At 36.3% G+C, this 26015-nt stretch carries 24 protein-coding genes and 2 tRNA genes; all 26 read right to left on the bottom strand.

Annotated elements, in window-relative coordinates; all coding sequences use genetic code 11:
- Positions 1–98: 98 nt before the first annotated feature.
- Positions 99–1097 carry a tRNA dihydrouridine synthase DusB gene (gene dusB, locus ACX9TM_RS00425; RefSeq protein WP_000912251.1) on the bottom strand — a complete coding sequence of 333 codons (999 nt, stop codon included), beginning with the start codon at positions 1095–1097 and terminating at the stop codon, positions 99–101.
- Positions 1098–1120: 23 nt separating this feature from the next.
- Positions 1121–1324: a helix-turn-helix domain-containing protein gene (locus tag ACX9TM_RS00420; protein WP_000387031.1), complete on the bottom strand. Its 204-nt coding sequence runs from the start codon at positions 1322–1324 to the stop codon at positions 1121–1123.
- Positions 1276–1791, bottom strand: coding sequence for a 2-amino-4-hydroxy-6-hydroxymethyldihydropteridine diphosphokinase (folK, locus tag ACX9TM_RS00415; protein WP_001059450.1), 516 nt, complete (start codon positions 1789–1791; stop codon positions 1276–1278). The genes ACX9TM_RS00420 and folK overlap by 49 nt, the downstream gene beginning before the upstream one ends.
- Positions 1788–2150, bottom strand: a complete 363-nt coding sequence (gene folB / locus ACX9TM_RS00410) for a dihydroneopterin aldolase (protein ID WP_000358062.1) — start codon at positions 2148–2150, stop codon at positions 1788–1790. Before folB ends, folK begins: the two co-directional genes overlap by 4 nt.
- Positions 2151–3011, bottom strand: a complete 861-nt coding sequence (folP, locus tag ACX9TM_RS00405) for a dihydropteroate synthase (RefSeq protein WP_065381947.1) — start codon at positions 3009–3011, stop codon at positions 2151–2153.
- A complete protein-coding gene (gene pabC, locus ACX9TM_RS00400) occupies positions 2986–3858 on the bottom strand; it encodes an aminodeoxychorismate lyase (protein WP_000909884.1) in 873 nt (290 codons plus the stop codon). The genes folP and pabC overlap by 26 nt, the downstream gene beginning before the upstream one ends.
- Entirely contained in the window at positions 3852–4439 is a 588-nt protein-coding gene (gene pabA / locus ACX9TM_RS00395) for an aminodeoxychorismate/anthranilate synthase component II (protein ID WP_000602293.1), read from the bottom strand. The genes pabC and pabA overlap by 7 nt, the downstream gene beginning before the upstream one ends.
- A 5-nt stretch (positions 4440–4444) precedes the next feature.
- The gene (gene pabB, locus ACX9TM_RS00390) at positions 4445–5842 is read right to left on the bottom strand and encodes an aminodeoxychorismate synthase component I (protein WP_001189726.1); all 1398 of its coding nucleotides are present in this window, start codon (positions 5840–5842) and stop codon (positions 4445–4447) included.
- A gap of 222 nt (positions 5843–6064) precedes the next feature.
- Positions 6065–6988, bottom strand: a complete 924-nt coding sequence (gene cysK, locus ACX9TM_RS00385; protein WP_001261712.1) for a cysteine synthase A — start codon at positions 6986–6988, stop codon at positions 6065–6067.
- 113 nt (positions 6989–7101) lie between these two features.
- Positions 7102–7977 (bottom strand): redox-regulated molecular chaperone HslO, encoded by an 876-nt coding sequence (gene hslO / locus ACX9TM_RS00380; protein ID WP_000656372.1) that lies wholly within the window; start codon positions 7975–7977, stop codon positions 7102–7104.
- Between the two features lie 6 nt (positions 7978–7983).
- Complete coding sequence (locus ACX9TM_RS00375) at positions 7984–8772, bottom strand: type III pantothenate kinase (RefSeq protein ID WP_000578368.1); 789 nt, start codon at positions 8770–8772, stop codon at positions 7984–7986.
- A 244-nt stretch (positions 8773–9016) separates the two neighbouring features.
- Entirely contained in the window at positions 9017–10918 is a 1902-nt protein-coding gene (gene ftsH / locus ACX9TM_RS00370; protein WP_001079674.1) for an ATP-dependent zinc metalloprotease FtsH, read from the bottom strand.
- An 85-nt stretch (positions 10919–11003) separates the two neighbouring features.
- Positions 11004–11546 carry a hypoxanthine phosphoribosyltransferase gene (gene hpt / locus ACX9TM_RS00365; RefSeq protein ID WP_000981842.1) on the bottom strand — a complete coding sequence of 181 codons (543 nt, stop codon included), beginning with the start codon at positions 11544–11546 and terminating at the stop codon, positions 11004–11006.
- The gene (gene tilS / locus ACX9TM_RS00360) at positions 11543–12973 is read right to left on the bottom strand and encodes a tRNA lysidine(34) synthetase TilS (RefSeq protein ID WP_000655463.1); all 1431 of its coding nucleotides are present in this window, start codon (positions 12971–12973) and stop codon (positions 11543–11545) included. Before tilS ends, hpt begins: the two co-directional genes overlap by 4 nt.
- Positions 12974–13203: 230 nt before the next feature.
- Complete coding sequence (gene spoIIE, locus ACX9TM_RS00355) at positions 13204–15675, bottom strand: stage II sporulation protein E (RefSeq protein ID WP_001123541.1); 2472 nt, start codon at positions 15673–15675, stop codon at positions 13204–13206.
- Between the two features lie 259 nt (positions 15676–15934).
- A tRNA-Glu gene (locus ACX9TM_RS00350) sits at positions 15935–16006 on the bottom strand.
- Positions 16007–16019: 13 nt separating this feature from the next.
- Positions 16020–16093 (bottom strand) — tRNA-Met (locus tag ACX9TM_RS00345).
- A gap of 159 nt (positions 16094–16252) precedes the next feature.
- Positions 16253–16738 carry a S1 domain-containing RNA-binding protein gene (locus tag ACX9TM_RS00340; RefSeq protein ID WP_000021451.1) on the bottom strand — a complete coding sequence of 162 codons (486 nt, stop codon included), beginning with the start codon at positions 16736–16738 and terminating at the stop codon, positions 16253–16255.
- A gap of 87 nt (positions 16739–16825) precedes the next feature.
- The gene (gene divIC / locus ACX9TM_RS00335; protein ID WP_001208739.1) at positions 16826–17185 is read right to left on the bottom strand and encodes a cell division protein DivIC; all 360 of its coding nucleotides are present in this window, start codon (positions 17183–17185) and stop codon (positions 16826–16828) included.
- A complete protein-coding gene (gene yabQ, locus ACX9TM_RS00330; RefSeq protein ID WP_000059772.1) occupies positions 17182–17835 on the bottom strand; it encodes a spore cortex biosynthesis protein YabQ in 654 nt (217 codons plus the stop codon). Before yabQ ends, divIC begins: the two co-directional genes overlap by 4 nt.
- Entirely contained in the window at positions 17832–18140 is a 309-nt protein-coding gene (gene yabP, locus ACX9TM_RS00325; RefSeq protein ID WP_001059104.1) for a sporulation protein YabP, read from the bottom strand. The genes yabQ and yabP overlap by 4 nt, the downstream gene beginning before the upstream one ends.
- A gap of 58 nt (positions 18141–18198) precedes the next feature.
- A complete protein-coding gene (locus ACX9TM_RS00320; RefSeq protein WP_001234876.1) occupies positions 18199–18474 on the bottom strand; it encodes an RNA-binding S4 domain-containing protein in 276 nt (91 codons plus the stop codon).
- Between the two features lie 14 nt (positions 18475–18488).
- The gene (gene yabN / locus ACX9TM_RS00315) at positions 18489–19949 is read right to left on the bottom strand and encodes a bifunctional methyltransferase/pyrophosphohydrolase YabN (protein WP_000014239.1); all 1461 of its coding nucleotides are present in this window, start codon (positions 19947–19949) and stop codon (positions 18489–18491) included.
- Between the two features lie 12 nt (positions 19950–19961).
- Positions 19962–21563, bottom strand: a complete 1602-nt coding sequence (locus ACX9TM_RS00310; protein WP_000387586.1) for a putative polysaccharide biosynthesis protein — start codon at positions 21561–21563, stop codon at positions 19962–19964.
- 230 nt (positions 21564–21793) lie between these two features.
- A complete protein-coding gene (gene spoVT / locus ACX9TM_RS00305; protein ID WP_000648302.1) occupies positions 21794–22330 on the bottom strand; it encodes a stage V sporulation protein T in 537 nt (178 codons plus the stop codon).
- Between the two features lie 136 nt (positions 22331–22466).
- Positions 22467–25997 carry a transcription-repair coupling factor gene (gene mfd / locus ACX9TM_RS00300; protein ID WP_000579688.1) on the bottom strand — a complete coding sequence of 1177 codons (3531 nt, stop codon included), beginning with the start codon at positions 25995–25997 and terminating at the stop codon, positions 22467–22469.
- Between the last annotated feature and the right edge of the window lie 18 nt (positions 25998–26015).

Below are 26015 nucleotides of genomic sequence, written 5' to 3'. Positions count from 1 at the left end.
TCAACTAGAAAAACTGCCAGCAACTAACTGGCAGCTCTTCTTTCTTTCACGTAATTATAGGAAGTGTATAGAAGAATGTCAATCTCCTATGTCCATTATTAACCAACGTAAATTGTTTGTTGTTTCGCTTCCACTTCTTCTACAAATGTACCTAACACATTCGCAAGGTCTTCCCGTGTGTTACAAGCATTAATACCATTACGTACACTCGCATTACCACGAACACCTTTTAAATACCAAGCTGCATGTTTTCTCATCTCTCTTACAGCGACACTTTCGTTCTTTAAGTCAATAAGACGATCTAGATGTAACATACATACATCAATTTTCTCGCGCACTGTTGGTTCCGGCATTAATTCACCTGTCTCCAAATACTTTACCGTACGATAAATCATCCACGGATCTCCAAGAGCCGCACGACCAATCATAACACCATCTACACCAATTTCATCAAGCATACGCTTTGCATCTTGCGGCGTTGCGACATCACCATTTCCGATAACCGGGATATTTACAGATTGTTTTACTTGTTTAATAATATCCCAATCCGCTTTTCCTTCATACATTTGCACTCGTGTACGTCCGTGAACCGCCACAGCTTGGCCACCAGCACGCTCAACAGCCCTAGCATTTTCTATTGCGAAAATATGTTCTTCATCCCAACCGATACGCATTTTAACTGTAACCGGCTTTTCTACAGCATCTACAACCGCTGCTACCATTTCATATATTTTATTCGGATCTAAAAGCCACCTTGCCCCCGCATCACATTTAACGATTTTCGGCACTGGACAACCCATATTAATATCAATTATGTCTGCTGTCGTATATTTATCTACATATTTCGCAGCATCTACAAGAGTTTCTTTCTCTCCACCAAAAATTTGTAAACTTAATGGCTTTTCTCTCTCGTCGATATATAACATATCTAATGTTCTTTTATTATTAAGTAATATTGCCTTATCACTTACCATTTCAGCACAAACTAAGCCGGCACCAAATTCTTTTACTGTTAAACGGAATGCAGAGTTACACACTCCCGCCATCGGTGCTAGTACAACCGGATTTTTCATCTCGATATTTGCAATCTTTAACAATCAACCTACTCCTTCCTGTACAATCACTTTGGCATTAATTCCTCTATCGAAACATTTAATGCCTTAGCAACTTCTACTACAAAATCTTGAGAAGGCGATCTATTCCCTCTCTCAACCTCACCTAAAACAGATACAGATACCCCTAGTTCTTTAGCAAAACCTTCTTGTGTATAGCCTTTTAGCTTTCGAAAAGCACGAATGCGTCTTCCCCATTTTTCTGCTTCCATACCGTTACTCCCTCTCGCCTTTTCATTTCTTCTACTTGTGAACGTGAAATATTTTGTTTTATGTCTTGATTAATCTCTAACAACGGAACGATAACAAAAGCTCTTTCAAACATCCGCGGATGCGGAACAATAAGATTCTCTGCTTCAATATTCTCTTGATTATAAAGTAAAATGTCAAGGTCGATAGTCCTCGGCCCCCACCTAATTTCCCTTTTTCTTCCTAGGTCATTTTCTACTTTTTGTGTTACTTTCAATAACTCTTGTGGTGATAAATTGGTAGAAATTTTTATAACTAAATTTAAAAAGCAACTTTGGTCAGTATAGCCAACTGGCTCAGTTTCATATACAGATGAAATATCATCAACCTGAATATAAGGATTTTTATTTAAAAACTGAATCGCTTCAGTTAGATACGTATAACGCTCTCCAATATTTGACCCTAATGCAATGTAAGCTATATTGTTCATGGACGTTCTCTCGTAATTTCTACTGCTACAGCACGATAATGACCCGGTATCGGTGGATCCGGCTTAATTACCTTAATTGTACAGCGTGAAATACTTTCATATTGTTTTAATATATCTGCAGCAATATTTTCAGCGATACTCTCCACAAGCTTATACTTTCTATCCTCAACAACTTTTCTACATAATTCGAAAAGCTCTCCATAATTGACCGAATGCTCTAAGTCATCACTTTCCCCTGCACGCTTTAAATCTAACTCCACCGTTAAGTCAACTTTAAATCTCTGACCTAATTTATTCTCCTCTGGGAACACACCATGATAACCATAAAACTCCATATCATGGATATAAATTTTATCCAATTACCTTACCCCCTTACCAATCATCGCATCCATCATTTTAGCCATACGCGCCATTTCTTTCACATCATGGACACGAACAAACTCACAGCCCTTTTCAATACCAAGACAAACGGTAGCTCCTGTTCCCTCAAGGCGTTCCTCCACTGGCAAATCTAATACGTGCCCAATAAAGGACTTTCTCGAAGTACCTAAGAGAACTGGATAACCTAGCACATTTAACTGTTCTAAATTACGCATCGCCTCTAAGTTCTGCTCAGGTGTTTTAGCAAAACCGATACCTGGATCTAAAATAATATTCTCATCTGGCACACCAGCATTTTTAGCAATTTTAATACTGTCATACAAATCAGCAATCATATCCGCCATTAAATTACGATAATTCATATTATCGCGGTTATGCATTAAAATGATGGGTACATCATAATGAGCTGCGACTTCAGCAATTTTTGGCTCCGCCTTCGCTCCCCAAATATCATTAATAATATGAGCACCAGCCTCAATTGCTTGCTTTGCAACTTCAGCTTTATATGTATCGATAGATATAGGCAATTTTACTTCTTTTGAAACTGCTTGAATTATCGGGACAACTCGCTTTATTTCTTTTTCTACTGATACTTTAGCAAAACCTGGGCGAGTAGATTCGCCACCAATATCAATAATATGAGCACCTTGACCTTGCATTTCTTTTGCGTGACGTACCGCAGCATCTACCTCGTTGTAACTCCCACCATCAGAAAACGAATCTGGTGTTACATTTAAAATCCCCATAATTAATGTTTTTTCATTTAAATTCAATGTATATTCGCCGCAGCGCAAATCATAATCCCACTTCAAACTACACATCTCCTCTTCGTAATTCATTTCTGCTCCATAATTTCTCTCTTTGCATTCCATAAAGGTACATTAAACTTTTTGTAACCACTCCTACTTTACCCGGGAAATCCTGCGCTTCTATACGATAAAGCGGAACAATTTCTTGAATGGAGTTTGTTACGAAGACTTCATCCGCTGAAAGTAGCTCATCTTTTGTAAAGAAACCTTCCTTTACTTCTATATTTAATTCTTCAGCACTCTTTATAATAAACGCACGAGTGATACCATTTAAAATCCCTGTCTCTAACGAAGGTGTATATAAAACATCACCTTTCACAAAAAATAGATTCGAAACAATGCCCTCTGCAACATAACCTGCTTCAGTGAGGAAAATACCTTCCTTACTCACAACATTTCCAATTTCACGCTTCCCTAAAATATTATTTAAATAGTGATGAGACTTCAGGCGAAATGTCCCTTCCGGTGTATTTCGCACTTGTTTTAGAATAACACCTTCTTTTTCCACTACATCCCCTGGAGCTGTTAAAGGTTTTATAAAAACAATAACAGAAGGCTCTTCATACATTTCCGTTTGTAATCCTATTTCATCTATACCCGCCGATACATTAAAACGTACATATGCATGCTTCAATTCATTCTTAGCGAGTAAATCTTTCAAAATAAGCATCACATCATTTTTTGTCATTGTCCATTTAATTTGCAATGTATCCAGCGCCTCTATTAAACGGTTATAATGATCATCCAATAAGAAAGGATGACCATTATAAATACGAAACGTTTCAAAAACTCCAAGACCATATAAATAACCATGATCATAAGGAGAAATTCTCGCTTCACTTGCTTCTACATACTGACCATTTACGTAAATTAACATAATGTCGCACTTGGACTGTATTTACGAATGAAATTCTGCAACAGCTCTTTCCCATGAGAAGTCATAATAGATTCTGGATGGAATTGCACACCCTCTATCGGTAATGTCTTATGACGAAGTGCCATAATTTCCCCTTCCTCTGTCCAAGATGTTACCTCTAAGCAATCGGGTAACGTCTCTTTCTTAACAATAAGGGAATGATAGCGCGTCGCAGTAAACGGATTAGGAATATCCGAAAAAATCGTCTTTCCATCATGATGCATAAGCGACGTTTTTCCATGCATTAATCGGTCTGCACGGACAACCTCTCCACCAAACACTTGTGCAATGGATTGATGCCCTAGACAAACACCAAAAATCGGAATCTTTCCAGCAAAGTATTTAATAACTTCCATACTAATCCCAGCTTCATTAGGACTACATGGGCCTGGAGAAATCATTAGAAAATCTGGTTTCATATTCTCAATATCTGAAATAGTCACTTCATCGTTACGTTTAACAACGAGCTCTTGTCCAAGTTCTCCAAGAAACTGCACTAAATTAAATGTAAAAGAATCATAATTATCAATCATTAATATCATTTCTCTCACCTAACCGTTTCTTCACTACGTTCTTTTGCACGCCATAAAGCAATCGCCTTTTTTAACGACTCTTTATATTCATTTTCCGGATTTGAATCAATTACAATTCCCGCCCCTGCTTGTACATGAGCTTTTCCATCTTTAGCAAGAAGTGTTCTAATTACAATATTCAATTCTGTATCTCCAGAATAACCAATCCAACCGATTGAACCTGTATAAATCCCTCTTCGAACAGGTTCTAATTCCTCAATAATTTCCATCGTACGTATTTTTGGGGCACCAGTAATTGTTCCCCCAGGGAATACAGCCTTCACTAAATCAAAAGCATCTTTATCTTCTTCCACCTCACCACGCACATTAGAAACAATATGCATAACATGTGAGTATTTCTCAATTACCATAAATTCATCTACTTCTACAGTGCCATATTTACAAACACGTCCTAAATCATTTCTTTCTAAATCCACAAGCATTACATGCTCTGCTCTTTCTTTTTCGTTCTCAATTAATTCTCTTGCTAATTCTTCATCCTCTTGCTCATCCGCGCCTCTAGATCTCGTTCCAGCAATTGGTCTTGTACTTACTTCAGTTCCTTGTTTCTTAATTAACAACTCTGGCGATCCACTAACGATTTGAAAATCCCCAAGCTCCAGGTAACCCATATATGGAGATGGATTAATTTCACGAAGACTTGTATAAATTTCTAGTGGGTGTGTCTGTAACGTTCTTTCTTGTCTCGTCGACAAGTTTACTTGGAACACATCACCCGCTCCAATATATTCTTGAATACATTCAACTGCCTTCATAAAGCCAGCTTCAGTAAAAGCAACTGCTTCACTTTTCTTTTCAGGACTTTCAAAGGGCACGGTCACTTCAGGCGCTTCTGTCATCCAAAGACTCTTCCACTCATTTAGCCGTTCTTTCGCCTCTTCATATTTATCTACATAATGCGTAATAACCCATAACACTTGTTCTTTTTGATCATAGACAAATACGTCATCAAATAATAAAAAGAAGATGTCAGGTATATCAATATCATCTTCCGCAAGAGAAGGCAGCTTTTCAATATAACGGATACAGTCATAACTGAAATAGCCAATTGCACCACCTTGAAAAGGCGGATACTCTGGGTTATAGTCCGTCTTCCATTGTTCCATATATTCTTGCATTAAATCTAACGGATTCCCTCGTTTTATTGTTTCCTTACCACTTTCACTTATATGTAACATTTCACCCTTCCCTCGGATTACCGCTACTGGGTTCAGCCCTACAATGTTATAACGACCGCCACGGCCGCTTTCTAACAAAATATGTTGCGATTTACCCTGAGAAAGAAATTTATATTGCTTAAAGAAATCTAACTGATATGGAATAGAAAGCGCTAAAGATTTTCTTCGTTGCATATCAACACCCCGTCTTCTTTTATCCCACCCTCTTAGATAAACCAGCTCAAACTACATAAGTTATTTATATAGAGATTGATTATACTCGAAGGCTAGTGAAAATAATTTAATTATACTACCTCTTATTTTACATGAAGTTTTCTAGTCATTCACTCTTTTCCTATTTCCAATCCCAAAAGAAAAAGCACCCTTTTTCAAGGATGCTTTTTCAATCGCGTTTAATTAGGATTCAAATTGATAAAGTGGTGTACTTAAATAACGTTCACCGTTACTCGGGATAATAACAAGTACCTTTTTCCCTTTACCTAACTTTTTCGCAACCTCTGTTGCTGCATAAATAACTGCGCCTGAAGAGATACCAACTAAAATACCTTCCTCTTTAGCCACTCTTCTCGCATATTCAAATGCTTGCTCTGTTTTCACTTGAATAATTTCATCATATACTTCTACATCCAACGTCTCCGGAACAAATCCCGCCCCAATTCCTTGGATTTTATGTGGACCTGGCTTCCCACCAGATAATACTGGTGAATCTGCAGGTTCTACTGCATAAATTTTAATATCTTTATACGCTTCCTTCAGTACTTCACCAGCACCAGTAATCGTTCCACCTGTACCAATACCTGCAATAAACGCATCTAATTGGTCGCCCATTTGTTCAATAATTTCTGGACCTGTTGTTAAACGGTGAATTTCTGGATTCGATTGGTTTTTGAACTGTTGTGGTATAAAGTAGCCATGTTCTTTTGCTAATTCAGTCGCTTTACGAATTGCTCCACCCATTCCTTCAGGCCCTGGAGTCAATACTAATTCCGCACCGTAAGCACGTAATAAATTACGACGCTCAATACTCATTGTTTCTGGCATTACTAAGATTGCATTATATCCTTTAGCAGCCGCTACCATCGCTAAACCAATTCCTGTGTTACCACTTGTCGGCTCAATGATTGTATCGCCCTCTTTTAATAATCCCTTTTTTTCAGCATCTTCAATCATAGCTAATGCGATACGATCTTTAACACTACTCCCCGGATTCATAAATTCTAATTTTAAGTATATATCTGCGCTGTCTGATTCTACGATGCGGTTCAACTTAACGATCGGCGTTTTCCCGATTAATTCTGAAACTGATTGTGCCACTCGCATTCCTGTCACTCCTAACACCGAGTATTTTTATTGGTTTTATCTATATTTAGATTTTGTCAGAAAATTCCCTGTTTGTCAATTCATTTGGAGGATTGCTCCTCTTAATTCCCTTATTACAAATTCTCGATTAAATTTGTAATATCTTCTTTAGAGAACTTGTATCGTTCATTACAGAAATGACAGTGAACTTCTGTCTCTTCCTCTTCTTCACGAACTTGCTCTAACTCTGTTTTACCTAAACTAATTAATACACTCTCAATACGCTCGCGTGAGCATGTGCAATTAAATTGAACATCCATTGTTTCTAATACTTTTACTTTATCTTCTCCAAGAACTGCATATAGTAGCTCTTCCGGAGAAAGACCTTGTTCAATCAACGTTGATACAGGTGGAATCTTTTGTAAACGGTCTTCAATAAATGAAATCGTTTCATCTTGCGCACCCGGCATAATTTGAAGGATGAATCCACCTGCCGCTAATATGCTATCATCTCCATTTACAAGAACACCAACACCTACGGAAGAAGGCGTTTGTTCAGAAACTGCAAAATAATACGTAAAGTCTTCTCCTAATTCTCCTGAAACGATTGGAGATTGACCAATAAACGGCTCACGCATTCCAATATCTTTAATTACAGTTACAAACCCCTCTGTACCTACTGCTTGATATACACGTAACTTCCCTTGTTCTGTTCCTTCAAAATCAACATGCGGATTCGTTACATAACCACGTACATCTCCATTTGCATGAGCATCTACTAAGATAGGGCCAATTGGACCATTACCTTCTACCTTAATCGTTAACTTTTGCTCACCCTTTAACATTGCGCCCATCATTGTACCCGCAGTCAAAGAACGCCCTAGTGCCGCTGAAGCTGTTCTCCATGTATCATGACGTCTTTGCGCCTCACTTACTGTATTTGTTGTACGCACACTATACGCACGCACTTCTCCATCAAATGCTAACGCTTTTACTAAATAATCTTTCATACGTATTTATTCACCTTTCTCATGCTGTAAATTTGCATTACGTTCATATAACATATACAAACCTTTTAACGTTAAAAACGGATCTACAATATCAATTACATTCGATTCTTCGGAAATTAATTTTGCCAATCCACCTGTTGCAATAACTTTAGGTTCTTGTCTAGCTTCTTCTTTCATACGCTTAACAATACCTTCCACTTGTCCAACATAACCATAAAGAATACCAGATTGCATCGCACTTACTGTATTTTTCCCAACAACACTGCTTGGTTTTGTAATTTCGATACGAGGAAGTTTTGCTGCTCTGCTATATAAAGCCTCTGCTGAAATCATAATTCCTGGCGTAATAACTCCACCCATATAATGTTTTTCTTCGTTAATATAACAATATGTAGTAGCCGTACCAAAATCAACAATAATGAGCGGACTTCCATATAAGTGGATTCCTGCTACTGCATTTACAATTCGGTCTGCGCCTACTTCACGCGGATTTTCATATTTAATATTTAGTCCTGTTTTTATCCCAGGCCCTACTACAAGCGGTTTAATTTTAAAATATTTTTCACACATGCGCTCTAAAGCAAACATAATTGGTGGTACGACTGAAGACACAATAATACCTTTCACATCTTCAAACGAAAGACCCTCATGCTCAAGCAATTGCTTTACAAGCATTCCATATTCATCTTCTGTCTTATGACGATCTGTTTCCATGCGCCAATGCTGACGAAGTTCCCCCTCTTCAAACACACCTAGTACAGCATTTGTGTTCCCTACATCCAATACAAAAATCATATTCTCACCACTTATCTTATTTAATCTATATTTGTGCAGTATGTATAAAACTTATAAAAACATCATATCACACATACTTATATAATCAGCTTTCCTATCCTCATCATTTTACAAAAAGATTGCTCTCTATTTCAATTTTTAATACTAGTTTTACTTAAATTACTTTATCCACTAAGTTCTCAATAGTAATTAACAAAGATTTTAACAAACAAAAAAGGAGTGACGATAGTCACTCCTTCACTTCTTACTTATCTTCTTTATCTTCATCGTCTTTCTTCATGTTGATGTTTACTTTCACATCATCTGAAGATGTTGGACGTTCTGGCAATCTGCCGTAATCACATAAATGATTGATTTGCTCTGCATCTAACGTTTCTACTTCAAGTAACGTTTGTGCGATAATATCTAGTTTATCACGGTTTTCAGTAAGAATTTGTTTTGCACGAGCATAACATTCTTTCATAATTGATTGCATTTCCATATCGATTTCATGTGCAATCGCATCACTATAGTTTTGTTCTGAGTGGAAGTCTCTTCCTAAGAACACTTGACCACCTTGCGAGCTACCAAATTGCATCGGTCCAAGTTTGTCACTCATACCAAATTCCGTAACCATACGTCTTGCAATACCAGTCGCACGTTGGAAGTCATTATGAGCACCTGTACTCACTTCACCAAATACAATCTCCTCAGCTACTCGGCCACCAAGTAAACCAGTGATTTTATCAAGTAACTCTGGTTTCGTCATGAAGTAACGATCTTCTTTCGGAAGCATTACCGCATATCCACCAGCCTGACCACGAGGGACAATTGTTACTTTATGAACGACATCTGCTTCATCAAGAACAACACCAATTACAGTATGACCTGCTTCATGGAAAGCAACGATATTACGTTCTTTTTCAGAGATAACACGACTTTTCTTAGCTGGACCTGCAATAACACGATCCGTCGCTTCATCGATATCACTCATATCAATTTTCTTCTTATCTTGACGTGCAGCTACTAAAGCAGCTTCGTTTAATAAGTTTTCAAGATCCGCACCAGAGAATCCTGGTGTACGAGTCGCAATTGCTCTTAAATTAATATGCTCATCAAGTGGTTTATTACGCGCATGTACTTTCAGTACAGCTTCACGGCCATTTACATCTGGACGATCTACTGTAATTTGACGGTCAAAACGACCTGGACGTAATAACGCTGGGTCAAGAATGTCTGGACGGTTTGTCGCAGCAACGATAATAATACCTTCGTTTGCACCGAATCCATCCATTTCAACAAGTAATTGGTTCAATGTTTGCTCACGCTCATCATGACCACCACCAAGACCTGCGCCACGTTGACGACCTACTGCATCAATTTCATCAATGAAAATGATACAAGGAGCATTTTTCTTTGCATTTTCAAATAAATCACGTACACGTGATGCACCGACACCGACAAACATCTCTACGAAGTCAGAACCACTGATAGAGAAGAATGGAACGCCAGCCTCACCTGCAACAGCACGTGCTAATAAAGTTTTACCTGTACCTGGAGGTCCAACTAATAGGACACCCTTTGGAATACGAGCACCAACTTCAGAGAACTTACGAGGGTCTTTCAAGAATTCAACTACCTCAACAAGTTCTTGTTTCTCTTCATCCGCACCAGCAACATCTCTGAAACGAACTTTTTTCTTTTCATCATTATATAACTTCGCCTTACTTTTCCCGAAGTTCATAACACGGCTACCGCCGCCTTGAGCTTGGTTTAATAAGAAGAAGAATAAAATGAAGATGATGACAAATGGAATGATTGAAGTAAAGAATGTTACCCAAGCACTTGTTTCTTCTGCTGGTTGATACTTAACTTCAGCACCTTTCGCTTTATCATTAATTTTCTTTTGTAATTCCTCAGTATTTGGTGCATAAGTAACAAATTGTTCTCCTTGGCTAGAGTTATTAAATTGTCCTTTTACCTCAAATACACCATTTTTCGGTTGAAGTTGCACATTACGCACTTCACCGCTTTCTAGTTTAGTAATGAATTTGTCGTAGCTAACTGATGTCGTTTTTTGTGTCGAACCATTAAAATAGCTCACGATTCCAATTACTACTAAGAATATCAGTAAATAAAAGATGGTATTACGGAAGATACGATTCATTCCTAACCTCCTCTCACGGCATAAACACTATAGTAAATCGTAACATAGAAAAACTTTCCTATACAATTGTGAAGCCTATATTTAATTAATTTGAGTAAACGCTTGGTTTTAATACGCCTACATAAGGAAGATTACGGTATTGCTCTTTATAATCTAATCCATATCCTACTACAAATTCATGTGGAACAGTAAATCCAACATAATCCGCTTTCAGATCAACCTTACGGCCTGTTGGCTTATCTAATAATGTAACAATTTTTACAGACTTCGCTTTACGATATTTGAATAAGTCTACTAAGTAGCTTAGTGTAAGACCACTATCAATAATATCTTCGACGATTAAAATATCGCGACCTTCTACAGAAGTATCAAGATCTTTTAAAATTTTCACTTCGCCTGTTGAAACTGTAGAGTGACCGTAACTAGATACAGCCATAAAATCCATTTCAAGATATGTATCTGTTCTCTTTAATAAATCTGCCATGAATGGCATTGCGCCTTTTAATACACCAATTGCAAGAGGTACTGTGTTTTTATAATCCTCTGCAATAATTGCACCTAGTTCGCGCACCTTTTCTTGTATTTGCTCTTCAGAAATTAATACTTTTTCGATATCTTGATTCATCATTTCATTATCCTCCCGGAAGACTCCTTGCTTTTGTAGTGAATAATCATATATTTATCCTTCTTTGCCATCTCTTTCGAAATTGCAAATGCAGATCGTTTCAACAAGGGTACCCAAATAATAGTCCCACTTGCATCACAAACGACCGGCCATTCTTCTCTTTTTTCTTTCGGTACTTTCGCTTCGATAAAAATAGCTTTTATCTTTTTCGTGCCATTCATACCTTGTATTGACATGCGATCTCCATTTTCTCTAGAACGAATACGAAGTGGATATGATATATCATTATACTTAGCAACAAATACTGTTTCATTCATGTTACTTGGTATATCTTCGCTCACCTCTGTTACAAATTCATCCCCGTTCAATAGCGTAATGGTCCCGGGTACTAATAAATCTTGTGAAAAAGGAGAGACAATTTCTTGTTTAAATCTAAAGCTACACTCCTCGTATGAACGAACAATTTTCAAATCACCCGGAAAATCAAGTGAACCTGAAGGTTGTGTCCGCTTAAAAAACTCAATCAACTTGTCAATATGTATAGAAGAAAGAGAAGATGGAATCTTATATTCATAAAGATAGTTTAATATTAGTTGAATCCCTCTTCTTTGTAAAGGCATAGACATGGATTCAAAGGCAGGAATTGATAAGCTAATTTGTTTATCACTTTTTTTTGTAATTACTTTATTCATTTTCTCAAAAGCTAATTCCTGCAAATAAGCCTCATCCTCTTGCATCTGCACGCTAAATTTTTGGAATTTCTCATGCATTTGTGGATTTTCTTCTTTCAAATGAGGAAGGACATATTTACGTAATCGATTCCTTGTATATACTTCCTTTTTATTACTCGGATCTATACGTGGCATTAAATTTAGCTTATTACAGTAATCAACAATTTCTTCCTTCGTTACGCCAAGTAACGGCCTAATTAAATATCCATTATGAAAAGGACGCTTCACTGCAATTCCTGCATATCCTTTCGGAGTACTCCCTCTTACAAGACGCATTAAAATTGTCTCGACTTGATCATCTCCATGATGTCCAAGAGCAACATATCTCGCATCATATTTCTTCATTATTCTTTCCAAAAATGCATATCTGCATTCTCTCGCAGCAACCTGTGCATTCATTCCGTATTGCTGTTGATATTGTGATACATTAATCCTTATCGTTTCACAAATAATTCCCAGTTCTTCACAAAGGCCCTGCACAAACTGTAAATCCTCATAAGATTCATCACCTCTAAACATATGATCCACATGAGCAACTACAATTTCCAACTGTTTTTCCGCTCTTTTTTCTAATAAATAATATAAAAGCGCTAACGAGTCAGGACCACCAGAAACTCCCACAACAATTGTTGAATCATTCTTTAATACATCATGCTGCTTTACAAAGTCATCTACTTTTTCAACAAATGTATCTTTCAACTTCGCAATCACCTTTCATTAAACAAGAACAGCAACCTTAGTCACCTTGTCTACAATGGTACAACTTTTACAAACATTGTGCAAAAAAAAGATATACAAAAATTACATTTTTATCTTACATCCTCCGTGTATATTCACAAAATTAATAACATTACCTTTTCCCACAAAAAAACCTAGGTATTCACCTAGGTTTTTAAAATCAAATTATAGATAAACATTCCACTTATATTTTACTGCGCCTGCATTCCTACAATCGGAATCGTAGCCCACTTCGGCATATTTTTCTTCACTTTTGCCACTACAATAGTCATATCATCATTTATATAACCATCACAAGAGCGAATCACTTCTTCCATAATGATATCAGCAATTTCTTGCGGGTCTTCGGTTTGCAATTCTTTAATTTTTCGTTTCATCCACAATTCATGATTCTCCACATGCTGTGCTCCTTCAAAAATCCCATCGCTCATCATAATAAGAATATCGCCCGTTTTTAATTGTTCACCCACCACATCAACTTCAACATCTTCGATGATTCCCATCGGCAAATTACTTGCTTCAATTTTCAAAATATTATTTGCGCGTTTAACAAAACTCGGCGTTGATCCAATCTTTAAAAACCTTGCACTCGCATCCCGCAAATCTACCATAGCTAAATCTAATGTCGTAAACATTTCTTCTGTCGTTCTCAAAGAAAGAATTGAATTGATAGACTTAATTGCTATTTCTTCATCAATGCCTGATTGGAGTATTTTTTGTAATAATTTCACCGTTTCCTTACTTTCCATATGAGCTCTTTGTCCATTACCCATACCATCACTAATCGCAAGTGCATATTTACCAACACTTAAATCCATCATCGCATAAGAGTCACCCGACACAAATCCACCGCCTTTTGCAGCTGTAGCCAATCCTGTATCAAGAGAATACGTCTTCGCCGAACCAAATGATATTAAACTATGGCCATTTGGATAAGAAGACTTTTCTTCATGTTTAACGACAATATTTTCTTTAAGGATATCTGAAAGCATCGGTGCAACTAACTTTTCACACTCACCATGTTCATTAGATGCAACTGGAATTAACATTTCAATATCAATACTTCCTCTATCTAAACAATAAATATCAACATGCTCTACTTCGACACCAAAATCTCGGAACGCTTGCATAATCTGTTCTTCCTGCACTTGATGATTTTCACGCTCTCGTTGTATCTCCTTAGCAAAATCCTCCATAACCTTTGATACACCTAATAGTTGCTCCGCTACTATTCTACGATTTTCCTTCATTTGTTTTCGTAATTTTTGTCCCTCATAGAAGTGATCTAATTCACCGGCTACTAAATCCGTCACTTTTTTCCCTCTCACACAATGCTTGTCCCACTCACGAACTAATTTACGATTATGTTGCAGGGTTCCTTCTTCCGTTTCATTCATTATTTGTTTCATATAATCGTACGTTTTATCAAAATTCACTACCCAGCATTGATCCTTTTTAAAGCATGTTTGACATGTTTTCGCAGTAATTGTACTCAAAAACAAATCTGCTTCTGTCTCTTTATCTTCTTCCTCTACATACCCATATACAGAAAAGCTATTAGATAAAGCAGCAAATACATTTGCAAATTGGTTGATTTTATTTGCTGTAACATCACGCATCCTTCTTAAATATTGTTGTTGATCTTGCGAATGCTCTTGTGTACCTGGCATAAATTTAGCAATACGATCCAAAACAAGCTTCGGTGTTAATAAGAAGATAACAATCGCTACACCTGACTCAATTAAAGTTGTTACAATATTTGTCTGTTTGTCTACATATAATGTAATTAAGCTTGTCCCAATTAATAAACCTAAACTAACACCTAAACGCTTTCCTTCTTTTAACAATCCACCAAGCAATCCAGAAAAAGCAAGAAGGCTAAGCTGAGACAAGCTAGACACATTTGCTAAACTTAATATTAGTCCTGTTACAACCCCCACTGTAGACCCTGTGGCAGCACCCGCAATAAATGCAAATACTAGCACTAAATACCTTGTAAAAATATGTTGAATAGAAGCATCATATACAAACCAATCTGTTGTACCCGTTAAAACAGATGCTAGTAATATAATCAAACAAACAATTTCTTCCGTCTCTAATGCCTGTTGTTTTCCTTTCCTTTCCACTAAAAGTGGGACACTTTGTAAAAATATCATAGTTAATACAAAACTAAGCCCAGCCTCAATGGTACTAACGAGTAAATCGTACATGGTGACAGTTTGTTGTGCAAAATATACAACAACTAAGTGTGCGGTTAATGCGGAGATAAATACTTGAAATGGAACAAGTCCAACAGTTTTACGTGTAAATCGACTAAAGAAGATATTATAAATGAAGAAGGTAAAGATAGATGCAAAGGTAAAAAACAAATTATCTATCGATACTGAAAGAGCTCCTCCCATTAGAGCTAAAAATGCTAGCGGCATCTTATCCCGCTTCATAACATAAACAGCAGCAAAAAATGGCAGTGCAAACGGTAAAATATTTGTTAATATATATGCTCGTCCCAAAAGAAAACCAATAACAACAATAATAAATCCCCATCTAAAGAAAACTTGCTCAAATTTCATTCGCAACTTACTCGTCCACTTTATTCCATCAAGCTGACTCTCATTCATTGCCAATGCACTTGTATTCATAGTATTCCTTCCTGCTTTAGGCATATTTTTAACACCACCTGCATAGTTTAATTACTGTCATTATAAAAGATGATTGTTGGTTTTTTTGTCAAAACAACAGTTTTCACTTTTATAATCGTTCGACTTTTTATTCGAAATAACTCTACAGATATACAGGGTATGTAAGTTATTTTCGAGATTTTAATTAAACATTCAGAAAATATAGGGTGATTTTGTAGAAGTGTTGTATATCTTAATTTATTTAACAAAAAAAGATCATGCAAATTTGCATGATCTTTTTAGATGACCCGTACGGGATTCGAACCCGTGTTACCGCCGTGAAAGGGCGGTGTCTTAACCACTTGACCAACGGGCCGTTAAATTAAATATAGCGGCGGAGGGGATCGAACCCCCGACCTCACGGGTATGAACCGTACGCTCTAGCCAGCTGAGCTACACCGCCATGTCGTCTTATTTAACGGACAATTAGTATCTTACATCAGATACTAATTAAAGTCAACACATCTCAAAAACTTTTTTGAAAATATTTTTTACATATAAAAAAGCACCCTGAGACATTACTCTGGGTACCTCTCTATATGTTAAAAACTAAACGTCCTTATTATCCGCGACGCGCGCCACGGCCACCACGTTTAGACTCTGTGTTACGCTTTAAAGAAGTTAAACGATCTTCGCTATCTTTTAAGAAGCGTGCCATCTTTTGCTCAAATGTTTCTTTCGGAGCTCGGTCGTTACCGCCACCGCGATTATCTCTGTTGAAAGAGCGATTATTACGTTGTGGACGTCCAGAACGTTGTTGATCACCACCGCGTTGGTATTCACCACGTGGACGATCTCCTTCTGTTTTTTCACGTTCTTTCGCTTTTTTGATAGATAAACCAATCTTTCCATCTTTTTCAACATTAATAACTTTTACTTCTACTTGGTCGCCCACTTTTAAGTGATCGTTAATATCTTTTACATAGTTATCAGCAACTTCACTAATATGAACAAGACCCGTTAAGCCCTCTGGCAGCTCCACAAAAGCCCCAAAATTTGTAATACCTGTTACTTTACCCTGTAACTTGCTGCCTACCTCGATTGACATAAAAAAAATGCTCCTCCTTAGTGGTTAAAAAGTCAAATTTTACTTTATTATATATAATCCTAAAATATAGTGTCAATAAGACATACTCTACTTAGAAACAGGAAAAATTATCTCCCCTTTACCAGAGAAGAAATAATCCCTTCTAGCAATCTTTAATACGTACTCTTCATCATTTAACTTTTGAACTTCGTCTTTTAGACTTTTTTCTTTATTCGTTAATGAATCCAGTTCTTTTTTCATGTCCTTAACTTTTGCTTCTTTTGCTTTAATGGAACTGTTTTGTTGATAAAACGTTACACTAATACTCGCAATAATTGTAAAAGTAAAGACAAGAAAAACCGCTAAACGGCGATAAAGTCGCTTCCTGTTCTCATCCGTTTGTATTATATGCTCTTTAACAGGATTTGGACTCTGTTTTTCGATTGTTCTTTGTCTCAGTTCCCTCATTTCCGAGGTCCCCCTAACTTCTTTTTTATATGCTCCCATAGTTGGAAGATATGTCCCTTCAATTTTGCTATATATTGCAGGAACCCTATATGTTTCACTATAAAAAGTTTAACACGATTAGGGAGAAGTTTCCATATGAGCGAAGCAATAAATCGAACAGGCCAGAAAAAAACTTTCCATATGAAAAGTAATATCCAAATCACCATTTTCCATAACACATGTCCAATTGAAAGCAGTATACGAAATAAGAATAATATAAATGCAATAAATAGCTGCGCTATAATAATAACAGGTTTTATCATGAGTAGCTGTATAATTCGAACAAAAAAATATGTTGTTTGCATAAAAATATAGATGAGAAAATTTAACAGCTTCATGTATAGTGCCTTCAATAAGCTTTGATATGCCGCAAAACCACATAATAATGCCAAAAACACATATATACGTAGCTCAGCTTCATTTACGAGAAGCAATACATAAAAGACGAATAATGCTTGGACAATCCAAAATAATATATCATGTATAAATACAAGCCAACGTTTACGTTCTTGGCGCTTTAAAAAACGTTGATATGTATCTAAAGACGCTCCAATCCAAGCACCCATTCCAATCATTGAAAGCATTGTATACAACTGAATTGTTAAGCTCATTTAAACAACTTACTAAAGAAACCTTTAGTTTTTTCCCCTTGATTTTCATCAATATACAGCATCTCATTAACTTTCCCTTTAATCGACACAATACCTTTTTCCACATCTAAATTTTTCATTTGTAAATTTTGACCACGAATCGTTAAAAAACCCATTACGGTCTCTAGTAAAAACTCTTCGCTATCAAAACTCTCTACCTGCTTCACACCGGTAATATCAATTATACGCCTGCCACGCATAATAATGTCATGCTCTACAGAAACATTTTGTTGATTAGAAGACGTAGGTGAGTAACCATTATTCACGTAAATCCCCCCATAGGTTTTTACTAGCTAATAGTAATGTATGAGGGGATACATGATTTTAGAACAAGCCTTCTTCCGCTTTTACTTTTTCTTCACGAACTAAGCTATACATATTTGCTGCATCTTCTTTTTTAGTTGTTTCTTTTAATTCATTTATTTTCACAGTCACTATTTTTTGACCAAAACGAATTGTTAATTCATCAGCTACTTTCACATCAGAACTCGCTTTTGCCACTTGGCCATTAATAGATATTCTTCCTTGATCAGCTACTTCTTTCGCTAATGTTCTTCTTTTAATTAAACGTGATACTTTTAAAAACTTATCTAGACGCATATCAAATCCCCCTATTAACGCTCTGTTTGTTTCGCTTCTTCCCATAAAACATCTAACTGTTCTAATGATAAATCTTTCATCTCTTTATTCATTTCAGCTACTTTTGCCTCCATGTATAAAAAACGACCAGTAAATTTCTCATTAGTTGAACGTAACGCCTCTTCTGGATCTATTTTGTAATGACGAGCTATATTAACAAATGCAAATAGTAAATCACCAAACTCACCCAGCATCTTTTCCTCATCCATATTTGTAACCTCTTGTTGGAACTCTTGCCATTCTTCCAAAGCTTTCTCTATCATCGGTTGCACATCAACCCAATCAAATCCAACCTTACCAGCTTTCTTCTGAATTTCATAGGCGCGTAGTAACTGCGGCAAACTTTTTGGAACGCCATTTAAAACAGATTCTTTCACGAATCCTTTTTCTTGTTTTTTAATTTCTTCCCAATTTGCAATCACTTCATCAGCGCTGTTTACATCTGTATTTCCAAACACATGCGGATGACGACGAACCATTTTCTCAGATAGAGTTCGAATGATATCATCTATAGAGAACCAACCTTCATCTTCTCCGATTTGAGCATGAAGCATAACTTGTAATAATATATCACCTAATTCTTCTACTAAGTGATCATCATCCTCTTCATCGATTGCTTCCAACACTTCATAAGCTTCCTCAATTAAATATTTCTTTAATGATTGATGTGTTTGCTTTTTATCCCACGGACAACCATTTGGACCACGAAGTTCCGCAATAATTTCTCTAAGAACATCAAACTGTTGATACAAGGACGCACGCTCCTGAACTGGCGGCACGTACACACTCGTTAAATTATTCAATTCCGTTTCATGATCTAACATGTACAACGGTACCTTCTTTACTTGTTCAAATGAAGTTCCTGCAGCTGTTACGATATACACTTCATAATCATCTGGTAACATCTCCATTAATGTTAATTTCACATCAGATGCAACGAATGCATCATATACTTGGCAAAAGATTAAATGTTGACGCAGTTCTAATTGCCCTCTTTCAAATGATGTAGCATCAAGTAATTGGAATCCTTCAATCGGATCAATCTTTAGACTTGCAAACATAGGATCAAGGAAACTTTGTCCACCCTCAATTCGCACTTCAACATTTGAAACTTCTCCTTTTTCTAACAGTAGCTGAACTGTTCTTTCTGCTACAAGTGGATGCCCGGGAACAGCATAGATAATTTCTGTACCTTCAGCTTGTTCTAGCAATTTATTCGCAATTGTTTCATATACAATTTCAAACGTATCATGCGCTTCATATACAGCATCAAAAGACGTATATTGTACGCCTTCTTTCTCCAATTCTTCTATAACTGGATGTTCCTTCGTTCTAACAAACAGATGGTCTGCTTCTTTTATTTTTCGATATACACCCATCGTTAGCTGATCTAATTCACCAGCTCCTAAACCTAAAATAGTAATGATTCCACTCACAACCAGTCACCTCTATCCACTCTTCTTCAATGAACCTTCTTTTTTCTCTTGTTTCATAACGGTTCCTAATTCTTTTTTTGTAAATACACGTAATTTCAAAATAAAAAACATATATGTCAATCCGCCGATGGCTACACCTAACAACGCTTCAAGCGTCGCGCTTCCTCTATGTTCCGTATTAATTACTAATCCAGACATCTGTAACACACGTGTGAACATCATTAATACAAACCCCATACAGATACCACTAATTACTATCCCTAACATATTTCGCTTATTGATAAGTGACCCTGATACAGCTCTCGTAAGCAACAAACTATTTAATCCAGAGATTATAATTAACGCACATAAAGTCGCAAAAGCTGCACCTTTCACACCAAAATAAGGCATGAATATATAATTTAACGCTAACTTTAAGCAACCTCCAAATACAACAAATAACGCTGGCTTAAACGTTTGCCCTAATCCTTGTAAAATAGAAGCTGTCGTAATTGACAATGAACTAAATAAAATAGATAACGATAAAATAGATAAAACATCTGATCCATCACTGTTTTCAAACAACATAATATTGGTAGGTTGAATAATACAAGTTAGTCCAATAGCTGCTGCAAGTCCAATAACAAATGTTATTTTCATTGCTAACTTTACCTTTTCTTGAATAAAGGAAAGATCTCCTCTTTCCTTCGCCGCTGTAATAATCGGAATAAGTGACAACGAGAAAGAAGTCGTCACAACAGTACCTAATTGCATTAGCGGAATACTTCTATCATAAACACCCTTTAATACCTTTGCATTTTCAGCCTGTTCTCCCGCACCAATAAGTAAGCTGTAAAAGGACACTGAATCAGCCATCTGTATAAAAATAAGCACTAAATTACTAACACAAATCGCTAACCCCTGCCAAAAAAGGATTTTAACTATCTTCCTTTTACCCTTAATTCTCGCTGCACTTTTGAAGAATATAGAACGAAAATCTTGACGCATATACAATATAAGTACAATAATCCCAATAAGTCCACCCGCAATTGAGCCTAACATAGCCCCTGCACCAACTGTATATAAATCAAATCCGTGAGCAATTAGGAATAGCGATAAAAATACAATAATAGAAACTCGAATTGTTTGTTCTATTACTTGCGAAACAGCCGTTGGCATCATATTATTGAATCCTTGAAAATACCCTCTTGCTACAGACAAAAATGGCATCAATAAGAATGAAAATGAAATAACACGTAGTAACTTATCTAAGTGTATATCGCCCATAGCTACCGCAATTGTTTCGGCCCCAAAAAACAATGTAAAGAAGCCTATAAAACCAATCCCTAATAAGAACCAAAAAGATACACAAATAATTTCTTCTGCTTCTTTTTGTTTTCCCCGCTCTAGTCGTTCTGCAACCATTTTCGAAATGATAACAGGAAATCCATAAGTAGCTAAAATTAAACAAAATCCATAAAACGGGTAAATTTGTTGGTAAATATAAAACCCAATATCCCCCGCTATATTTTGATATGGAATACGGTAAAAAGCGCTTAATACTTTTGTAACGAAACTTGCAATCGTTAATATAATAGCCCCACGCCAAAAGGCTTGATACTTCTTCGCTTCCATACAAGAAAACTCCTTTTTCTATTCTCACCTCTCGTATTATATCATAAAGAAAAGAACAAACTCCCTTACCAACACGGGTAATAATGAGTTCCTAAATGTTAAAAATATTCAACGAAAAAAGGTAGCAAAGTGCTACCTTCATTCAATATACATATATCTCCAAATAATTGATTTCTCAAAAAGAAAGATCATAATTAGGAAAGATTGCTACTTCTAAAATCAATATACCCTTACTGTTCCATTTGTTTCGCTAAGAAACTGGCAGCAGTATTAACCGCTTTATGCTCGATCTCGCTTATAATGGCTTCTTTTGAAAAAATAATGACGGCTCCAATCGGATCTCCGTTTGCAACAATCGGTCCAACTGTATAAGAATGAACCTTTTCTGTTACACCATCAATAATGGAAATATCACTTTCATCCGTCATAATAACAGACTTTCGTTCTTCCATCGTTTTTTCAATTAGATCGCCAACACTTTTATTTAAGTATTCTTTTTTCGATACGCCTGATACTGCGATGATAGAATCTCGATCACACACAAGCACATTATGTCCTAAGCTGTCATATAAAGCATCAGCATATTCTTTTGCAAAATCACCTAGCTCACTAATTGGAGAATATTTCTTTAAAATTACCTCTCCATCGCGATCAACAAATATTTCTAGTGGGTCTCCTTCTCGAATACGTAAAGTTCTACGAATTTCCTTCGGGATTACTACCCTGCCTAAATCATCAATTCGACGTACGATTCCAGTTGCTTTCATTCTAATGCTGCCTCACTTTCTACTGATGATCAAAGTGGTGAATTTACCTGTTCATGTAAAAATCACCAACTGTTAGACATAGTATTTTACACATTAGTTCTTCTATGCACGTCGAATTGTATTTTTTTATCTTATTTTAGGCATTTATTACTTCTTTTTTTACATCTGGTAAGCCTTTTAATAAATTTTCAGCAATTGTTAACCACTTCGATGTCTCTAAGCCATTTGTTTTCATAACAATTTTCAATTGTGATCCTTCCATTCCTAAACCGATCATACGTCCAAAACTATTTCCGAGCATGAATAATTTTCCACCATCAATATTTTGACTTGCTTGTTCAGAAAACAGGAATGTTACTTCAAATTTATTCTGCTTAATTAATTCAATTTGTTCTTTCATTGCCAACACTTTAATATTTGCAATTTGTAATAAATAACCAACTTCTTGTGGATAATCGCCAAATCTATCGATCATTTCTTCCTGCAATTCTTCAATATCCTCAATTGCAGAAACACCTCTAAATTGTTTATACATCATAATTTTTTGCTTACTATCTGAAATATAAGCATCTGGTAAATATGCATCTACCTCTAAGTCAATTTCAACATTAACTATATTTTCAGCCCCATCTGTTCCTCTACGCTGTTCAATTGCATCTTTTAACATTTGCGAATATAGATCAAATCCGACAGAATCAATAAATCCATGCTGTTCTGCCCCTAACAAATTACCTGCTCCACGAATAGATAAATCTCTCATCGCAATTTTGAAACCAGATCCAAGTTCCGTGAACTCTTTAATTGCTTGTAGACGCTTCTCTGCAACCTCTGACAGCACTTTGTCACGTTTATACGCAAAGTATGCATACGCAACACGATTAGAACGTCCAACACGCCCACGAAGCTGATACAACTGTGATAATCCCATACGATCTGCATCAAATACAATTAACGTATTTACATTCGGAATATCTACACCCGTCTCAATAATTGTTGTACTTACAAGAACATCATGCTGTCCTTCTAAAAATGATAGCATAACAGACTCTAATTCGCTTTCGTTCATTTTCCCATGTGCGTACGTTACGCGGGCATCTGGAACTAACATCGAAATTTCATCTGCTTTTCTTTCAATATCCTCTACACGGTTATATAGGAAGTAAACTTGACCACCTCTTGCAAGCTCTCGCTCTATTGCCTCTCGCATTAACGCTGGATTATACTCGACTACATACGTTTGGACTGGGAAACGATTTTCTGGTGGTGTCTCAATAACAGATAAGTCGCGCACACCAAGCATAGACATATGAAGCGTCCGCGGAATCGGAGTTGCCGTTAATGTTAATACGTCAACATTTGCCTTCAATTGTTTAATTTTTTCTTTATGTGTTACACCAAATCTTTGTTCTTCATCAATAATAAGAAGCCCTAAATCTTTATACGTAACATCTTTAGATAAAATACGATGTGTTCCGATTACGATATCTACTGTTCCATCCTTTAAGCCCTTAATTGTTTCATTTTGTTGTTTTCTCGTACGGAATCTACTTAATAAGCCTATATTGATCGGATAATCTTGAAAACGCTCTCGAATTGTTTCATAGTGTTGCTGCGCAAGAATCGTTGTCGGTACTAAAATTGCAACTTGTTTTTCATCCATAATTGCTTTAAATGCCGCACGAATAGCCACTTCAGTCTTTCCATACCCTACGTCACCACAAAGGAGCCTATCCATCGGGCGTCCGCGTTCCATATCTTTTTTAATCTCGTCAATAGAACGTAACTGATCCTCTGTCTCTTGATATGGGAAAGAGGATTCGAACTCTTGTTGTTCTGCCGTATCTGGCGTATATGCATAGCCTTTTGAAGCTTCGCGCTCAGCATATAGTTTAATTAGGTCATCCGCAATGTCTTGTACAGATTTTTCAACTTTCGTTTTAACCTTTTTCCAATCATTACCGCCTAATTTATAAACTTTCGGATCCTTACCTTCAGATCCTACATATTTTTGGACTTGATCAATTTGTTCAATTGGAACGTATAGCTTATCATTACCTTGATATTTAATATTTAAATAATCTTTGTGAACACCATTAATCTCTAATGTCTCAATACCTAAAAATTTACCTATACCATGATTTACGTGAACTACATAATCTCCAACTTTTAATTCCGAATAACTTTTAATACGTTCAGCATTCGATAACTTTTGTTTACGTTGTGATTTTTTAACTTTCTTATGAAAAAGCTCCTTTTCAGTAATGACAACAAGCTTTTGCATCGGCATTTCAAATCCTGCATGTAAATCACCTACAGCAATTTGTAACCTTCCAGGCAATAAGATATCTGTACCTTCTACAATATCTGCCTCAATATCATAATCACTTAAAATATGTTGTAATTTTTTCACACGTTCATCATCTGTTCCAAGTACAACAGTCGTAAAATGCCCTTCATTCCATCTATCAATTTCTGTTTTTAACAAATTCATCTGTCCATGGAAATCTTGCATTGTTTTACATGTTACATTAACAATATTTTGCGGATGTGTGTGTGCGATATGACGCAAGAATAACGTTAAATATACAAAACTTCTTTTTTTATGATGAAGAAACCCCTCGAATGGGTGAGAGAAAGATAAATCTTGAATAATTGTTCCTTCACCAAGAAGCGATATATACCATTCCGCCTCTTCTGTTTCAAGATGCGATGCTGTTTCTTGAATACGGGAAATCTCGTCTAAAATTACAACACCGTCTTCTGGTAAATAATCTATCAGACTAGCAGGTTCTTTATAGAAAATAGATAAGTATTTAAACATCTGTTCTATACTTTGCCCGTTTTTCAACATCTCAATTTCATGACTTACCGTCTCAAGCACTGTAGTCTTTAGTTTATCATCAGAAAGTTTTTGCATCGTCTTAGTTAAACCTTCTTCAAGATGCTGAATTCCTGATTTTAATTCTTCCTGTGAAAATAAAAACTCTGTTGCCGGACCAAACCTAACGCTTTCTTTTTTACCTTGAGAACGCTGTTCATCCACATCAAATAATCGAATAGAATCGACTTCTGTATCAAAGAATTCAATACGAAATGGTAGTTCTTCAGTTAAAGGATAAATATCTAATATTCCCCCACGCAAACTGAACTCCCCTGGAGCTTCTACCATCGACTTACGTTCATAGCCAATATGATGTAAAGTATGCAAGAGCGCATCTAAATCAATCTCTTGCCCTAGATTGATTTCAACTTGCTTTTGCTTCCACAATTCTTTTATTGGTAAAAATCTACGCAATCCTGCCACTGGCGCTACAATGATTCCATTCTCTCCCGCAGCCAAGCGATTTAACACTTCTATACGTTGCGCCTTCAATTCTGGACTTGCAACCCCAATTTCCGATGCTATCAGTTCATTCACTGGATATAGCCACACATCTTTTTCACCAAGTAATGCCACTAAATCTTCATGTACTTTTTGTGCTTGGTATAAGTTATGTGTCACGATTAATTGTGATTTTTTTGTTTTTTTATATAAAGCCGCCATTAATAACGAACGAGAAGACGTTGCCATCCCTGATATAAGTTGTTCTTTTAACCCATCTTCTAATCCATTAATAACTGATTGTATCTCTTCATTTTTATAAAATTGCTCTAATAAACCTATCATTTTTAAAACTCCTCTCAA

This window comes from Bacillus sp. LH1 (assembly GCF_057924895.1).
The sequence above is the reverse complement of the archived record's forward strand: the minus strand, read 5'-3'. Positions and strand labels throughout refer to the sequence as shown.

What these genes read in the sequence shown, in the direction of transcription:
- ACX9TM_RS00420 (WP_000387031.1), bottom strand. Translation starts at nt 1,324, where the DNA reads ATGGAAGCAGAAAAATGGGGAAGACGCATTCGTGCTTTTCGAAAGCTA.
- folK (WP_001059450.1), bottom strand. Translation starts at nt 1,791, where the DNA reads ATGAACAATATAGCTTACATTGCATTAGGGTCAAATATTGGAGAGCGT.
- folP (WP_065381947.1), bottom strand. Translation starts at nt 3,011, where the DNA reads ATGAATTACGAAGAGGAGATGTGTAGTTTGAAGTGGGATTATGATTTG.
- pabC (WP_000909884.1), bottom strand. Translation starts at nt 3,858, where the DNA reads ATGTTAATTTACGTAAATGGTCAGTATGTAGAAGCAAGTGAAGCGAGA.
- pabA (WP_000602293.1), bottom strand. Translation starts at nt 4,439, where the DNA reads ATGATATTAATGATTGATAATTATGATTCTTTTACATTTAATTTAGTG.
- pabB (WP_001189726.1), bottom strand. Translation starts at nt 5,842, where the DNA reads ATGCAACGAAGAAAATCTTTAGCGCTTTCTATTCCATATCAGTTAGAT.
- cysK (WP_001261712.1), bottom strand. Translation starts at nt 6,988, where the DNA reads ATGCGAGTGGCACAATCAGTTTCAGAATTAATCGGGAAAACGCCGATC.
- hslO (WP_000656372.1), bottom strand. Translation starts at nt 7,977, where the DNA reads ATGAAAGATTATTTAGTAAAAGCGTTAGCATTTGATGGAGAAGTGCGT.
- ACX9TM_RS00375 (WP_000578368.1), bottom strand. Translation starts at nt 8,772, where the DNA reads ATGATTTTTGTATTGGATGTAGGGAACACAAATGCTGTACTAGGTGTG.
- ftsH (WP_001079674.1), bottom strand. Translation starts at nt 10,918, where the DNA reads ATGAATCGTATCTTCCGTAATACCATCTTTTATTTACTGATATTCTTA.
- hpt (WP_000981842.1), bottom strand. Translation starts at nt 11,546, where the DNA reads ATGATGAATCAAGATATCGAAAAAGTATTAATTTCTGAAGAGCAAATA.
- spoIIE (WP_001123541.1), bottom strand. Translation starts at nt 15,675, where the DNA reads ATGCCTAAAGCAGGAAGGAATACTATGAATACAAGTGCATTGGCAATG.
- ACX9TM_RS00340 (WP_000021451.1), bottom strand. Translation starts at nt 16,738, where the DNA reads ATGTCAATCGAGGTAGGCAGCAAGTTACAGGGTAAAGTAACAGGTATT.
- divIC (WP_001208739.1), bottom strand. Translation starts at nt 17,185, where the DNA reads ATGAGGGAACTGAGACAAAGAACAATCGAAAAACAGAGTCCAAATCCT.
- yabQ (WP_000059772.1), bottom strand. Translation starts at nt 17,835, where the DNA reads ATGAGCTTAACAATTCAGTTGTATACAATGCTTTCAATGATTGGAATG.
- ACX9TM_RS00320 (WP_001234876.1), bottom strand. Translation starts at nt 18,474, where the DNA reads ATGCGTCTAGATAAGTTTTTAAAAGTATCACGTTTAATTAAAAGAAGA.
- ACX9TM_RS00310 (WP_000387586.1), bottom strand. Translation starts at nt 21,563, where the DNA reads ATGGAAGCGAAGAAGTATCAAGCCTTTTGGCGTGGGGCTATTATATTA.
- spoVT (WP_000648302.1), bottom strand. Translation starts at nt 22,330, where the DNA reads ATGAAAGCAACTGGAATCGTACGTCGAATTGATGATTTAGGCAGGGTA.
- mfd (WP_000579688.1), bottom strand. Translation starts at nt 25,997, where the DNA reads ATGATAGGTTTATTAGAGCAATTTTATAAAAATGAAGAGATACAATCA.